The 252-nt window shown below is 64.7% G+C and carries 1 protein-coding gene; it reads left to right on the top strand.

Annotated features, from left to right (window positions below; all coding sequences use genetic code 11):
- Positions 1 to 252: CBS domain-containing protein (locus SB751_RS33380; RefSeq protein WP_410749418.1), on the top strand; the 252-nt coding region annotated here is incomplete at both ends.

The raw sequence follows: 252 nt of genomic DNA, 5'->3' as shown, positions 1-252 counted from the left end.
AGCATGGCATCTCGGGCCTGCCGGTGGTGGAAGGGCGCAAGCTGGTGGGCATCGTCACCAACCGCGACCTGCGCTTCGAAGAGAACCTGGACCAGCCCCTGCGCAACATCATGACGCCGCAGGAACGCCTGGTCACCATGAAAGAAGGCGCCACGCTCGATGAAGCGCAGGCCCTGATGCACAAGCACCGCCTCGAGCGCGTGCTGATCGTCAACGACGGCTTCGAGCTGCGTGGCCTGGCCACCGTCAAAG

This window comes from Cupriavidus sp. SIMBA_020, assembly GCF_046535395.1.
GTDB classification, from domain to species: domain Bacteria; phylum Pseudomonadota; class Gammaproteobacteria; order Burkholderiales; family Burkholderiaceae; genus Cupriavidus; species Cupriavidus campinensis.
This window is presented reverse-complemented; position numbering and strand designations above follow the sequence as displayed.